The organism is Aeromicrobium phoceense, assembly GCF_013868155.1.
Lineage (GTDB): Bacteria > Actinomycetota > Actinomycetes > Propionibacteriales > Nocardioidaceae > Aeromicrobium > Aeromicrobium phoceense.
This window is the reverse complement of sequence record NZ_JACEOG010000002.1, coordinates 53,868-66,343: the sequence shown is the minus strand read 5'-3', so window position 1 is coordinate 66,343 and position 12,476 is coordinate 53,868. Positions and strand designations below refer to the sequence as shown.

Annotated in this window: 14 protein-coding genes; 3 read left to right on the top strand and 11 right to left on the bottom strand. The window is 70.6% G+C overall.

Features of this window, described 5'->3' with window-relative positions:
* Positions 1–2: 2 nt before the first annotated feature.
* The 6 genes from H1W00_RS13505 to murI form a co-directional block, all read right to left on the bottom strand.
* On the bottom strand, positions 3–668 hold the full coding sequence (locus tag H1W00_RS13505) for a VOC family protein (RefSeq protein ID WP_181756362.1): 666 nt from the start codon (positions 666–668) through the stop codon (positions 3–5).
* A gap of 45 nt (positions 669–713) precedes the next feature.
* The gene (gene rdgB / locus H1W00_RS13500) at positions 714–1,328 is read right to left on the bottom strand and encodes an RdgB/HAM1 family non-canonical purine NTP pyrophosphatase (protein ID WP_181756361.1); all 615 of its coding nucleotides are present in this window, start codon (positions 1,326–1,328) and stop codon (positions 714–716) included.
* Positions 1,325–2,044, bottom strand: a complete 720-nt coding sequence (gene rph, locus H1W00_RS13495; protein ID WP_181756360.1) for a ribonuclease PH — start codon at positions 2,042–2,044, stop codon at positions 1,325–1,327. Before rph ends, rdgB begins: the two co-directional genes overlap by 4 nt.
* Before the next feature lie 80 nt (positions 2,045–2,124).
* Complete coding sequence (locus H1W00_RS17115; protein WP_206680081.1) at positions 2,125–4,317, bottom strand: choice-of-anchor J domain-containing protein; 2,193 nt, start codon at positions 4,315–4,317, stop codon at positions 2,125–2,127.
* 120 nt (positions 4,318–4,437) lie between these two features.
* Positions 4,438–5,199 carry an MBL fold metallo-hydrolase gene (locus tag H1W00_RS13485; RefSeq protein ID WP_181756359.1) on the bottom strand — a complete coding sequence of 254 codons (762 nt, stop codon included), beginning with the start codon at positions 5,197–5,199 and terminating at the stop codon, positions 4,438–4,440.
* The gene (murI, locus tag H1W00_RS13480) at positions 5,196–6,002 is read right to left on the bottom strand and encodes a glutamate racemase (RefSeq protein ID WP_181756358.1); all 807 of its coding nucleotides are present in this window, start codon (positions 6,000–6,002) and stop codon (positions 5,196–5,198) included. Before murI ends, H1W00_RS13485 begins: the two co-directional genes overlap by 4 nt.
* A 102-nt stretch (positions 6,003–6,104) precedes the next feature.
* Between murI and H1W00_RS16280 the strand changes: the two genes are divergently transcribed.
* Together H1W00_RS16280 and H1W00_RS16275 are read left to right on the top strand one after the other, a co-directional pair.
* Positions 6,105–7,433, top strand: coding sequence for a GH1 family beta-glucosidase (locus H1W00_RS16280; protein WP_206680080.1), 1,329 nt, complete (start codon positions 6,105–6,107; stop codon positions 7,431–7,433).
* On the top strand, positions 7,430–8,650 hold the full coding sequence (locus tag H1W00_RS16275; protein ID WP_338072910.1) for an MFS transporter: 1,221 nt from the start codon (positions 7,430–7,432) through the stop codon (positions 8,648–8,650). The genes H1W00_RS16280 and H1W00_RS16275 overlap by 4 nt, the downstream gene beginning before the upstream one ends.
* Positions 8,651–8,772: 122 nt before the next feature.
* Here the strand turns inward: H1W00_RS16275 and H1W00_RS13470 are convergent, their stop codons facing one another.
* Positions 8,773–9,189, bottom strand: coding sequence for an organic hydroperoxide resistance protein (locus H1W00_RS13470; protein WP_181756357.1), 417 nt, complete (start codon positions 9,187–9,189; stop codon positions 8,773–8,775).
* Positions 9,190–9,241: 52 nt separating this feature from the next.
* Here H1W00_RS13470 and H1W00_RS13465 point away from each other — a divergent pair, with 52 nt between their 5' ends.
* Positions 9,242–9,679, top strand: a complete 438-nt coding sequence (locus H1W00_RS13465; protein WP_181756356.1) for a transcriptional regulator, SarA/Rot family — start codon at positions 9,242–9,244, stop codon at positions 9,677–9,679.
* 3 nt (positions 9,680–9,682) lie between these two features.
* On the opposite strand, the gene H1W00_RS13460 is transcribed toward H1W00_RS13465, so the two are convergent.
* Genes H1W00_RS13460 through H1W00_RS13445 form a run of 4 tightly spaced genes read right to left on the bottom strand, consistent with a single transcriptional unit; the run spans position 9,683 to position 12,407 of the window.
* Positions 9,683–10,660, bottom strand: a complete 978-nt coding sequence (locus H1W00_RS13460; protein WP_181756355.1) for a ribose-phosphate diphosphokinase — start codon at positions 10,658–10,660, stop codon at positions 9,683–9,685.
* 39 nt (positions 10,661–10,699) lie between these two features.
* Entirely contained in the window at positions 10,700–11,647 is a 948-nt protein-coding gene (locus H1W00_RS13455) for a PLP-dependent cysteine synthase family protein (protein ID WP_181756354.1), read from the bottom strand.
* Positions 11,648–11,649: 2 nt separating this feature from the next.
* Positions 11,650–11,928: a MoaD family protein gene (locus tag H1W00_RS13450; RefSeq protein WP_078700287.1), complete on the bottom strand. Its 279-nt coding sequence runs from the start codon at positions 11,926–11,928 to the stop codon at positions 11,650–11,652.
* Positions 11,928–12,407 carry a Mov34/MPN/PAD-1 family protein gene (locus tag H1W00_RS13445; protein ID WP_181756353.1) on the bottom strand — a complete coding sequence of 160 codons (480 nt, stop codon included), beginning with the start codon at positions 12,405–12,407 and terminating at the stop codon, positions 11,928–11,930. The genes H1W00_RS13450 and H1W00_RS13445 overlap by 1 nt, the downstream gene beginning before the upstream one ends.
* Positions 12,408–12,476: the final 69 nt, after the last annotated feature.

Below are 12,476 nucleotides of genomic sequence, written 5' to 3'. Positions count from 1 at the left end.
GGTCAGGCCGCCTCGAAGACGCAGAACTCGTTGCCCTCGGGATCGGCCATGACGGTCCAGCCCCGGTCGTCGCCCGGCGGCCGCAGCACGGTGGCTCCCCGCGCGACGAGATCGTCCACCGTGGCGTCGCCGACGAGCGTCACGTCCCAGTGGATCCGGTTCTTGACGGTCTTGGGCTCGGGGACCGTGACGAAGTCGAAGGACTCCGTCGGGGCGCCCGGGATGTCGTCCACCCACGTGTAGTCGCCGTCGGTGTCCAGGGTGGCCCCGAAGACGTCGGCCCACCAGGTGCCGATCGCGGCGTGGTCGACCGCGTCCACGACGACGTCCTTGAGCCCCTCCGGCCGCTTGTCGCCCTCGAAGACGCAGAACTCGTGGCCCTCCGGATCGCGGAACGTCGTCCAGCTGAACTCCCCGGGCTCGGTGACGCGCTCGAGGCCTTCGAAGGGCGTCAGGTCGCGCGCCACGAGGTCGAGGTGGACCCGGTCCTTGACCGTCTTCGGCGGTGCCGGGTTGATCCAGATCGTCTGCCCCGGGTGCCCGCCACGCAGGACGGCGCCGACCTCGTCGGTCTCGCCGTCGAGGTGCAGCCAGCGGCCCCAGCGCTCGGCCGCCGCGGCCGGGTCCTCGACGTCGATCACCAGGTCCTTGAACTCCACGAGTGCCATGGGCCCACGGTAGGGGCGGAGCGCCCCGGCGTCACCCCGGGAGGATCAGGCGCGGAGCGCGTCGGCGACGCGCGGGGCGATCGCACGCAAGGCGCGTCCGCGGTGGCTGATGGCGTCCTTCTCGTCCCGCGAGAGCTCCGCGGTGGAGACGTCGTAACCGTCGGCGGCGAACAGCGGGTCGTAGCCGAAGCCACCCTCGCCCTGCTCACCGCGCAGGACGCGGCCCGGCATCTCCCCCACCTCGACGATCTCCGTGCCGTCGGGGAGGACGAGGGCCATCGCGCAGCGGAACACGGCGCCACGGCGCTCGTCGGGGACGTCGGTCAGCTGGGCCAGCAGCAGCCGGTTGTTGGCCGCGTCGCCTCCCTGGTCCTTCGGGACGCCCGACCAGCGCGCGGACAGCACGCCGGGCATGCCGTTGAGCGCGTCGACGCACAGACCGGAGTCGTCGGCCAGCGCCGGCAGGCCGGTCTCGGCCGCGGCGACCCGCGCCTTGATCAGCGCGTTGCCCTCGAACGTGGGCTCGGTCTCGGCGGGCTCGTCGTAGGAGGCCACGTCGGCCAGGCCGAGCACCTCGACGCCCGGCACGAGCGGCTCGAGGATGCGCCGGAGCTCGTCGAGCTTCTTCGCGTTGCCCGACGCCAGGACGACCCGGGTCACGCGTCCAGGGCCTCGCGCTGCAGGCGGGTGAGGTCGGCGCAGCCCTTCTCGGCCAGCGCGAGCAGCGCATCGAGCTCGGAGCGGTCGAACGGCGCGTTCTCGGCGGTGCCCTGGACCTCGATGAACTTCCCGGAGCCGGTCATCACGACGTTCATGTCGGTCTCGGCGCGCACGTCCTCGACGTAGGGCAGGTCCAGCATCGGGGTGCCGTCGATGATGCCGACGCTGACCGCGGCGATCGAGTCGACGAGCGGGTCACCCTTGACGGCGCCCTGCTGCTTGAGGTGGTTCACGGCGTCGACCAGCGCGACGTAGGCGCCGGTGATCGCGGCCGTTCGGGTGCCGCCGTCGGCCTGCAGCACGTCGCAGTCGATCGCGATCGTGTTCTCGCCGAGCTGGGACAGGTCGACCGCGGCACGCAGCGAGCGGCCGACGAGGCGGCTGATCTCGTGGGTGCGGCCACCGACCTTACCCTTGACCGACTCACGGGCCGAGCGGTCGTGCGTGGCCTGGGGCAGCATCGCGTACTCGGCGGTGAGCCAGCCCATGCCCGAGCCCTTGCGCCAGCGCGGCACTCCCTCGGTGGCGGCCACGGCGCACAGCACGCGGGTCTTGCCGAACTCCACCAGGCACGAGCCCGCGGCGTGGTCGAGCCAGCCTCGGGTGATGGTGATCGGGCGCAGCTCGTCGGGGGTCCTGCCGTCTTCTCGGGTCACCCCGCCCACGGTAGCCGGACGGAGGTTTCCCCGGTGACGTGGGTTTCGTGTCCCACGCCACCGGGAAAACCGTCAGACCATCAGCTGCCGCCGGGCTGCAGCTCCCCGTTGACGGTCAGCTTGTACGGCGCGTACTGCTGGACCATCTCGGTGGAGTCGTCGTAGCTGACGATGGCCACGATCTGCTTGGCCGGCTTGAGCTTGAGCAGCGACAGCTTGTCGAGCTTGACGGTGCTCTTGCCGTCCGAGGCCACCTGGGCCACGTAGGGCACCTTGCCCGGACGGATGCCGACGAGCTTGACGTGCCAGTTCTCGACCGGCGTCGGGCGGACCTGCGTCGGCGACGAGAAGTCACCGATGTTGGAGCCGTCGCTGATGGTCGTGCCGCCGACCACCACGTTGTCGATCTTCAGGCCGCCCTCGTTGACGCCACCGTCCGAGATGTACCGGAACGACAGCAGGATCTCCTGGCCGGCGTAGGCCGACAGGTCGAACGTGTGCTGCTCGAAGCCGTCGGTGGTGCCGGCGAGCGCCGGACCCTGCGGGCCCTCGACCGTCTGGTCGCCGGAGATCGACGTGTATGTGGCGCCGCCGTCGGTGGAGACCTGGACGTAGCCGTAGTCGTAGCCCTCCTCGGCGCCGTACTTGGCGTCGAGGGTGAGCGTGGGCGAGCCCGCCGGGACGTTCACCGAGGTGACCGCCGCGACGTCGAGGCTGTTGGCGTTGCCCGAGAAGAGCACCGCGTCGCCGAGGCGATCCGGGTCGTCCGTGACCGACGTCCAGCGCAGCGGCTGCGCGGGAAGCGTCTTGGCACCCTCGAACGTGGCGTTGCGCAGCTGGGCGCCCGTGAGCGCCTTGCCCTTGACCTTGACCGGCACGTAGTCCGCACCGTTCGGGGCCACACCCGGCGTGGCGTACGAGGCCGGGTTGTCGAGGTTGACCGTCGAGCGCAGGCTCGGCGTCGTGACCTTGGACTTCGAGGCGCCCACGAGCAGCGACTTCCTCGCATCGCCCACGATCTGGTCCAGCAGGGTCATCGACTGGAAGTCGTGGAAGACCTTGCGGAACGTGGTGCCCTCGGCCTCGAGCTGCTTCTCGATGGCCGCGATGCCCTGCTCCTCACCGTCGCGGTGCAGCGCGGAGATGACGTCCTGGCCGAACCGGTCGTACAGGTAGAGCATCAGCTGGTACGCGTGGCCGTAGTCGGCCAGCACGCCGGACGAGGTGTTGCCCTCGTCCCACAGGTTGAACGAGTTCTCCGGGCCACCGCAGTCGCGGGGGTTGGTGTTGTACGGCGTCTGGACCGTGCCGAAGCCCTGGAAGCAGTAGAGGTGGCTGTCGCCGCCCTTGTCCTCGACGGTCTTGGTGCCGTCGACGTAGCCCACGAGGGTCTGCGCGAAGTCGGACAGGCCCTCGTTGACCGCGATCGTCTCGCCCGCGTCGGTGTAGTACTGCAGCAGGTGCTGGTACTCGTGGGCGAACGTGCCCTCGTAGAGGTGCGGACGGGACGGACGGCTCGTGCAGAGGTCGTCGGTCGGCTCGTCGACCGGGTCGGCGCCGGTGCGGTGCTCCCAGTCGAACGCGTCGATCGTCATGACGTTGCGGTCCATGTACTCGTTGAACGTCGACCAGAAGAAGCCGGCGATGTACGTCGGGGCCGCGGGGAAGTCGTAGTAGTTGTCGTCGCGGACGTTGTCGACGAGCGTCACGATCTTGTCGCCGCCGCCGCTGAAGTCTCCCTCGATGAGGGCGTTCGACCCGTCGCGGGCCGGCGGCGTGCTGAACGCCTCGGACTCCTTCGGGTAGATGTTCGTGTCGAACTCGTTCACGAGGCTGTCCACCTGCGCGTCGGTGACGACGGTGGCGTCGTCGCCACGGCAGTCGCCCTCGGGGAACGCGATGTCGTTGGCCACCCACACCTCGATGTGGTCGCCGGCGCCGCGCAGCGTGTAGTCCTTGCGGTAGATGCCGCCCTCGACGTCGTCGAGCGCGAGCCACGGGCGGACCGTGCCCACGGGCGGCGTCTCGGCGGTCGGCGCGGCACTGCGACTACGGGCGGAGCTCTGCTTGCCCTGGTACTCCAGCGATGTGTCGACCTTCTTGCCCTGGAAGGTGATGTCCTTCAGGTCCTGGTCGGGGTGGAACGGCTGCGGCTCGGCGGCCTTCGCGGTGGCGGGTGCGGCCGAGGCCGTGCTGCCGGCGATCGCCGGCCCCGTCAGTGCCGAGGCCGCGAGTGCGGCGGCCAGGGCGAGTGGCTTCCATGAGATCGTCACGATCTACCTCTCTTGGCACCCGTCCCCCCGGACACACACGCCGCACCCTGGTGGCACGGTGCTTTGGGCACCGAGAGTCACTTAACTACCTCCGGACCCACCCGGCAACGCGGTGAAGGGTTACAACTCGACTACGTCGCCGGGTCGGACGAGCGCCCGCTCCCCCGACCAGGTGGTCGCGAGGTCAGCCTCGACCTCGTCGCGATCGGTCCACGGCGGGATGTGCGTGAGCAGCAACCGGCCCACCCGGGCCTTCCCGGCGATGCGGCCCGCGTCGGCCCCCGTGAGGTGCAGGTCGGGCGGGTTCTCGGCGGACTCGACGAACGACGCCTCGCACAGGAAGACGTCGGCTCCCGCGGCGAACTCGGCCAGCCCGTCGTCGGGTCCGGTGTCGCCGGAGTACACCAGGACGCGCCCCTCGTGCTCGATGCGGACGGCGTACGCCTCCACGGGGTGCGGGGTGCGACGCGCCGTCACGGTGAACGGTCCGACGGTGGTCTCGAGGCCGTCGACGAGGTCGTGGAACTCGAACGGCAGCGTCATCCCGTTGGGCGCGGTGGTCCCGTAGGCGTTCGAGAGCTGCCAGTCGCTGCCCGGCGGCGCGTAGACGGGGATCTTCGGCGGCGCGCCCGCGGGGTGGTACTTGCGCACGACGTAGAGCCCGCTCATGTCGAAGCAGTGGTCGGCGTGCAGGTGCGACAGGCTGATCGCGTCGATGTCGCGCAGGTCGATGTACTCCTGCAGCGGACCCAGCGCTCCCGATCCGAGGTCGAGCACCAGGCGGAAGGTGCGGCCCTCGAAGGGCGCTTCGAGGAGGTAGCAGCTGGCGGCGGACTCGGGGCCCGGGAACGAGCCGGAGCAGCCGACGATCGTGAGCCTCACGTCGTCACCCACGCGAACTGGTCGACCGACTCCACCTCGGGACCGAGGAAGCGGCGCCCGAGGTCGGCGAACTCGGCGGGATGACCGGTCGTGAGGAAGCGGTGCGTCGGGGCGGGCAGGGCCGGGTCGCGCTCGAGGTCGCGCGACGCCAGCAGGCGGTACACGTCCTTGGCCGTCTCCTCCGCGCTCGACACGAGGGTCACGCTATCGCCCATGACGTACGCGAGGACGCCCGTCAGCAGCGGGTAGTGCGTGCAGCCGAGCACGAGCGTGTCGACCCCGGCGTCCTGCAACGGCGCGAGGTACTCCTGCGCCACGGCGATCAGCTCGGGCCCGCCGGTGATCCCGGCCTCGACGAACTCGACGAAGCGGGGGCACGTGCTGGTGTGCAGCTCGATCCCCGGATTGGCGGCGAACGCGTCGTCGTAGGCGCCGGAGGTGGCGGTCGCCGCCGTGCAGATGACGCCCACCCGGCCGTTGCGCGTGGCGTTCACGGCGCGGCGCGTCGCGGGGAGGATCACCTCGACGACAGGGACGTCGTAGCGCTCGCGGGCATCGCGCAGGACGGCGGCACTGGCGGAGTTGCACGCGATCACGAGGGTCTTCACGCCCTGCTCGACGAGGTGGTCGAGGCACTCGAGCGCGTACTCGCGCACGGCGGAGATCGGCTTCGGTCCGTACGGCTGCCGGGCCGTGTCGCCGAGGTAGACGATCGGCTCGTGCGGCAGCTGGTCGAGCACGGCCCGCGCCACGGTGAGACCACCGAAGCCCGAGTCGAAGATGCCGATGGGTGCGTCACTCACACCCCAGAGGGTAGACACCTCCCGGCCCCGGCGGGCAATCGAAGGGGCGTGAGGTCCGTCATCACGCCGCTTCCGGACCCTCGTTCGGTGCAGGATGGGGCCATGAGTGATCTGCCTCACTTCGGTCCCGAGTTCACATGGGGCGTCTCGACCGCCTCCTACCAGATCGAGGGGGCGGTCGACGAGGACGGCCGCGGCCGCTCGATCTGGGACGACTTCGCCCACACGCCCGGTCGCGTCAAGGACGGCGACACGGGCGACGTCGCGTGCGACCACTACCACCGCTACCGCGAGGACGCGGCCCTCATGGCCGAGCTCGGGGTGGACGCCTACCGGTTCTCGATCTCGTGGCCGCGCATCCAGCCCGACGGCGTGCGCGTCGAGCCGCGCGGCCTGGACTTCTACGACCGGCTCGTCGACAGCCTCCTCGAGCACGGCATCGAGCCGAGCGCCACGCTGTTCCACTGGGACTCCCCCCTGGCCCTCGAGGCCGACGGCGGCTGGGAGAACCGCGACATCGCCGAGCGGTTCGCCGAGTACGCGCGGATCGTGGGCGAGCGCCTCTCCGACCGCGTGACCCGCTGGTTCACACTCAACGAGACGGTCATCTTCACGCTGCTCGGCCACGGCACCGGCATCCACGCCCCCGGCAAGGAGCTGGGCTTCGGGGCCCTGCAGGTGGCGTGGCACCAGCTGCTCGCGCACGGCCGGTCGGTCGAGGCGCTGCGCGCGGCCGGGGCGAAGCAGGTCGGCCCGGCCAACAACCACACCCAGGTGCGCCCGATCGACGACTCGGACGCCGCGCGCGACGCGGCCGGGCTGTTCGACCTCATCTACAACCGCGCGTTCCTGGACCCGATCCTGCTGAAGACCTGGCCGCTGGCCGGGATCGTCGACCCGGTGGCGCAGGACGGCGACCTCGACGTCATCGCCCAGCCCATCGACTTCCTCGGGATCAACTCGTACAACCCGCAGTACATCGGCGCGGCCGAGCCGGGTGCCGCCGTCCCGTTCGAGATGGTCACGCCCGAGGGACTGGAGTACAACGACTTCGGCTGGCCGATCATCCCCGACGGGTTCACGCAGATGCTGACCGGGCTGAAGGAGACCTACGGCGACGTGCTGCCGCCGATCCTCATCACCGAGAACGGGGGCGCGTTCAACGAGGCGCCCGGGCAGGACGGCAGGATCCGCGACCAGCGCCGCATCGACTACACGGCCGCGCACCTCGCGGCTCTGCGCGAGGCGATGGACGCCGGCGTGGACGTGCGGGGCTACTTCCACTGGTCGTTCATGGACAACTTCGAGTGGGCCGAGGGCTACTCGCAGCGGTTCGGCCTGACGTGGGTGGACTACGCGACGCAGCAGCGCATCCCCAAGGACTCGTTCGCCTGGTACCGCTCGGTGATCGACGCCCAGCGGGCCGGGTGACCACGCCGGTCGAGCGACTGGCCCCGGTCCGGCTGCCGTGGCTGCTGTCGGTCGCGGTCGTCAACCTGGGCACCTACGTCGCGTTCTTCGGCCCGCTCGCGGTGCTCCTGCCGCAGCAGACCGAGGCGATCGTCGGCGACGGCAAGGAGACGGCGCTGGCGGTCGTCACGGGCATCGGCGCGGCGATCTCGATGGTCGCCAATCCCCTGTTCGGCGCACTGTCCGACCGCACCCGCTCGCGGTTCGGCCGCCGCGTGCCGTGGATCACCGGCGGCTCGGTGGTGGGCGCGCTCGGCCTCACCATCCTGGCCGATGCGAGCGAGTTCTGGCAGGTCGTCGTCGGCTGGTGCCTCGTGCAGGCCTCAGTCAACGCGTCGCTCGCGTCGATCACCGCCACCCTGCCCGACCGGGTGCCCGTCGCCCAGCGGGCGTGGGCCAGCGGGCTCGTCGGGCTCGGGCAGACCCTCGGCATCCTCGTGGGTGCGGGACTCGCGATCGCGTTCGGCGGCACCCGCGCGGGCTACCTCGCGTGCGCGGTGTTCCTGCTGCTCAGCGCGCTGCCGTACCTCGCCCGCAGCCAGGACGAGCCGGTCACCGAGCGCGTGCCTTGGTCGGCCCGGGGCTTCGTCCACTCGTTCTGGGTCTCGCCGTCGGAGCATCCCGACTTCGCGTGGGCCTGGCTCACGCGGTTCCTGGTCAACCTCGGCAACGCGATCGCGACGCTCTACCTGCTGTACTTCCTCACCGACGCGGTCGGGCTGGCCGACCCCGACGGCGGTGTGTTCATCGTCATCGCGGTGAACTCGGTCGTGGTGGCGATCTCGGCGGTCGTGGCCGGACGCTGGTCCGACCGCGTGAAGCGGCGGAAGGTGTTCGTCATCTGGGCCGGAGTCGTCATGGCCGTCGCGGCGCTGCTGCTGGCGTTCTGGCAGACCTGGCCGGGCGTCCTGGTGGCCGCGGTCGTGCTGGGCGTCGGGTTCGGGGCGTTCATCGCCGTGGACCTCGCAATCGTCACCGAGGTGCTGCCCGACGAGGCGGGCTTCGCGAAGGACCTCGGCGTCATCAACATCGCCAACGCCCTGCCGCAGGTGCTCGCGCCGGTGATCGCCGCGCCGATCGTGACGGTGCTCGGCGGCTACACGACGCTCTACGTCACCGCGGGCGTGATCGGACTGGCCGGCGCGCTGGCCGTCGTACGGATCCGCGGCGTGCGCTGACCGTCTCGCGCTCCGCCCTGCCGCCCGACCCCAGCCGACTTTTGGAACGAGACGCACGTCGGAACGCTCGAACTACGTGCATCCTGTTCCAAAAGTGGGCCGGGGTGGCAGCCGGCGCGCGGTCAGGCGACGCTGAGGTCGACCTCGACGTTGCCGCGCGTGGCGTTGGAGTACGGGCACACCTGGTGCGCCTGCTCGACGAGCTTCTGGGCGTCCTCGGCGCTGACGTTCGGCAGCGTCACCTCGAGGGCGACGGCCAGGCCGAAGCCGCCGTTGCCGTTGTCGCCGATCGAGACGTCGGCGACGACCTCGGAGTCGGACACGTCGGCGCCGGCCTTCTTGCCGACCAGGCGCAGCGCGGAGTGGAAGCAGGCGGCGTAGCCGGCGGCGAAGAGCTGCTCGGGGTTCGTGGCGCCGCCCGGGCCGCCCATCTCCTTCGGGCTGCGGACGTCGGCGGCGAGGATGCCGTCGGTGGACTCGACGTGGCCGTTGCGGCCGTCACCCGTTGCGACGGCGGAGGCAGTGTAGATGGGGTTCATGTGCACAACTCTATTGCGCACAATTGAATGCCGCAAGGCGTAGTCTTGTCCCGTGGAGGACTACCCCCAGCTCGCGCTCGACCAGCAGCTCTGCCTGCCGCTGTACGCGGCCTCGCGCGCCGTGACGCGGCGCTACACCGACCTGCTGGCCGATGCCGGCCTGACCTATCCGCAGTACCTGTGCCTGCTGGCGCTGTGGGAGGCCGACGGGCCACTCGGCGTGAGCGAGCTCGGCACGCGCCTGCACCTGGACTCCGGCACCCTCACTCCCCTGCTCAAGCGCATGGAGACCGCGGGCCTGGTGACACGCGCCCGCGACCACGAGGACGAGCGCCGCGTCCTCGTCTCGGTGACCGACCGGGGGTGGACGCTGCGCGACCGCGTGGCCGATGTGCCCGCACGGCTCGTGGAGGGCATGGGGATGAGCGGGTCCGACGCCCGCGCGCTGCGCGGCCTGCTCGACCGGCTCATCGGCGAGCTCGAGGACTGAGGGTCAGAGCGGCAGCTTGGGCTGCGGCGGCGCGTGCGCCGGGTCGACGCCGTCGAAGAGGCTGGAGACGGACTCGCCCGCGTGGATGCGCGCGATCGCCTCGGCGAACAGCGGCGCCACGGAGCGGACCTTGAGCTCGGGCCAGTCGGCGGGCGCCGGCACGGTGTCGGTGGTGACGACCTCGGTGATCGCCGGGTGCGACCGCAGCCGCTCGACGGCCTTGCCCGCGAAGAGCCCGTGCGTGCAGGCGACGGAGGCCTCGGTGACGCCGGTCTCGGCCAACTTGTCCATCAGCTCGATGATCGAGCCGCCGGTGGCGATCTCGTCGTCGAGCACGATCGCGCGCTTGCCCGCGACGTCGCCGACGATCGTGTCGATGACGACCTTGTCGTCGGCCTTGCGCTGCTTGCTGCCGGCGGCGACCGGCAGGCCCAGCAGCCGCGCGAACTGCGAGGCGGTCTTGGCGTTGCCGAAGTCGGGCGACACGACGATGGCGTTGCTGAGGTCCTGGGCGCGGTAGTGCTCGGCGAGCTCGCCCAGCGCGGTGAGGTGGTCGACGGGCATCGAGAAGAACCCGTGCACCTGCGGTGCGTGCAGGGTCATCGTGACCACCCGGTTGACGCCCGCCGTGGCGAGCATGTCGGCGACGAGCTTGCCGCCGATCGAGATGCGCGAGGCGTCCTTCTTGTCCGACCGGGCGTAGGCGTAGTGCGGGATCACCGCGGTGACCGAGGCCGCCGAGGCGCCGCGCGCCGCATCGACCATCAGCAGCAGCTCCATCAGGTGGTCCTGCGTCGGCGGCACGAGCGGCTGCACGATGTAGACGTCGCGCTGGCGGCAGTTGTCCAGCAGCTGGACCTGGAGGCAGTCGTTGCTGAACCGCTGACTGTCCGAAGGGCTCAGCGCGACACCCAGGTTGCTGCAGATCTCCTCCGCAAGCTTCTGGTGCGCACTGCCCGAGAACACGACGATGTCGCTCACGGCTCGAAGGCTAACGGGTGGTGGGGCGCGGTGAACAGGTCAGGCCCACAGCTGTCCTTCGAGGCGGTCCTCCGCCTCGTCGATCGTGCCCTCGTACGCCCCGGTGGACAGGTACTTCCACCCGGCGTCGGCGATCACGAAGGCGATGTCGGCGCGCTCGCCCGCCTTGACCGCCTTCGCGGCCTGGGCCAGCGCGGCGTGCAGGATCGCGCCGGACGAGATGCCCGCGAAGATGCCCTCCTCGTCGATGAGCTGGCGCACGCGACGTACCGCGTCGCGCGGGCCCACCGAGAACCGTCCGTCGATCAGCGAGGCGTCGTACAGCTCGGGCACGAAGCCCTCGTCGAGGTTGCGCAGCCCGTAGACGAGCTCGCCGTAGCGGGGCTCGGCCGCGACGATGCGCACGTCGGGCTTGTGGTCGCGGAAGAACCGGCCGACGCCCATCAGCGTGCCGGTGGTGCCGAGCCCGCCGACGAAATGCGTGATGGTGGGCAGGTCCTCGAGCAGCTCGGGTGCGGTGCCGTTGTAGTGCGCGTCGGCGTTGGCCGGGTTCCCGTACTGGTAGAGCATCACCCAGTCGGAGTGCTCGGCCGCCAGGCCCTTGGCGACCCGGACGGCCTCGTTGGAGCCGCCCGCGGCCGGCGAGCTGATGATCTCGGCACCGAACATCGTCAGCAGCTGGCGCCGCTCGATCGAGGTGTTCTCGGGCATGACGCAGATCAGTTGATATCCGCGCTGGCGCGCGACCATCGCCAGCGAGATGCCGGTGTTGCCGCTCGTGGGCTCGAGGATCGTGCAGCCCGGCGTGAGGGATCCGTCGGCCTCGGCCGCGAGGATCATCGACAGCGCCGCACGGTCCTTGATCGAGCCCGTGGGATTGCGGTCCTCGAGCTTGGCCCACAGCCGGACGTCGTCGCTCGGAGACAGGTGCGGCAGGCCCACCAGCGGCGTGTGACCGACCGAGTCGATGAGCGAGTCATACCGCATGCTCAGGCCGCGCCGCCCGCGACGGCGGGCAGGATGACGACCGTGTCGCCATCGGACAGCTCGGTCTGCAGGCCGCCGGTGAAGCGGACGTCCTCGTCGTTGACGTAGACGTTCACGAAGCGGCGCAGGTCGGCGCCGTCGAGCAGGCGCTCCTTGATGCCCTCGTGGTTCGCCTCGAGATCGTCGATCAGGGCGGAGAGAGTGGCGCCCTCGGCGTCGACGGCGCGCTCACCCCCGGTGTAGGGGCGCAGGATCGTGGGGATGCGGACCTCGACGGCCATCAGTTGTCACCTTCGGTTCGGGGGGCTGCCTCGGCGGCAGTCGTGCTGTCTTCGGTGTAACGGTCCACGACGCGAACTTCTTCCTCGGTGATCTCGCCATCGAGGATCCGGTAGGAGCGGAAGTCGACCGGACCGGCCTCGTGGGCACCGTCGCGGGTGGACACGAGCACGTAATGGGCGCCGGGCTCGCCGGCGAGGTTGACGTCGGTGCGCGACGGGTAGGCCTCGGTGGCCGTGTGCGAGTGGTAGATCACGACCGGCTCCTCGTCGTTGTCGTCCATCTCGCGGTAGAGGCGCAGCAGGTCGCCGGAGTCGAACTCGTAGAACGTGGGCGACATCGCGGCGTTGAGCATCGGGATGAGTCGCACCGGGCGGTCGGAGCCGATCGGCCCCGCGATGACCCCGCAGGCCTCGTCGGGGTGGTCGCGACGCGCGTGGGCGACGATCGCCTCGACGTGGTCGCGCAGGATGGTCAACACGATTCCCGAGTCTATCGAGGGCGCCCGACGGGCGGGTGACCCATCCGGTGGACGGACGGGATCTCGATA

What these genes read in the sequence shown, in the direction of transcription:
- H1W00_RS13470 (WP_181756357.1), bottom strand. Translation starts at nt 9,189, where the DNA reads ATGAACCCCATCTACACTGCCTCCGCCGTCGCAACGGGTGACGGCCGC.
- H1W00_RS16280 (WP_206680080.1), top strand. Translation starts at nt 6,105, where the DNA reads ATGAGTGATCTGCCTCACTTCGGTCCCGAGTTCACATGGGGCGTCTCG.
- H1W00_RS13455 (WP_181756354.1), bottom strand. Translation starts at nt 11,647, where the DNA reads ATGCGGTATGACTCGCTCATCGACTCGGTCGGTCACACGCCGCTGGTG.
- H1W00_RS13505 (WP_181756362.1), bottom strand. Translation starts at nt 668, where the DNA reads ATGGCACTCGTGGAGTTCAAGGACCTGGTGATCGACGTCGAGGACCCG.
- H1W00_RS13450 (WP_078700287.1), bottom strand. Translation starts at nt 11,928, where the DNA reads ATGGCCGTCGAGGTCCGCATCCCCACGATCCTGCGCCCCTACACCGGG.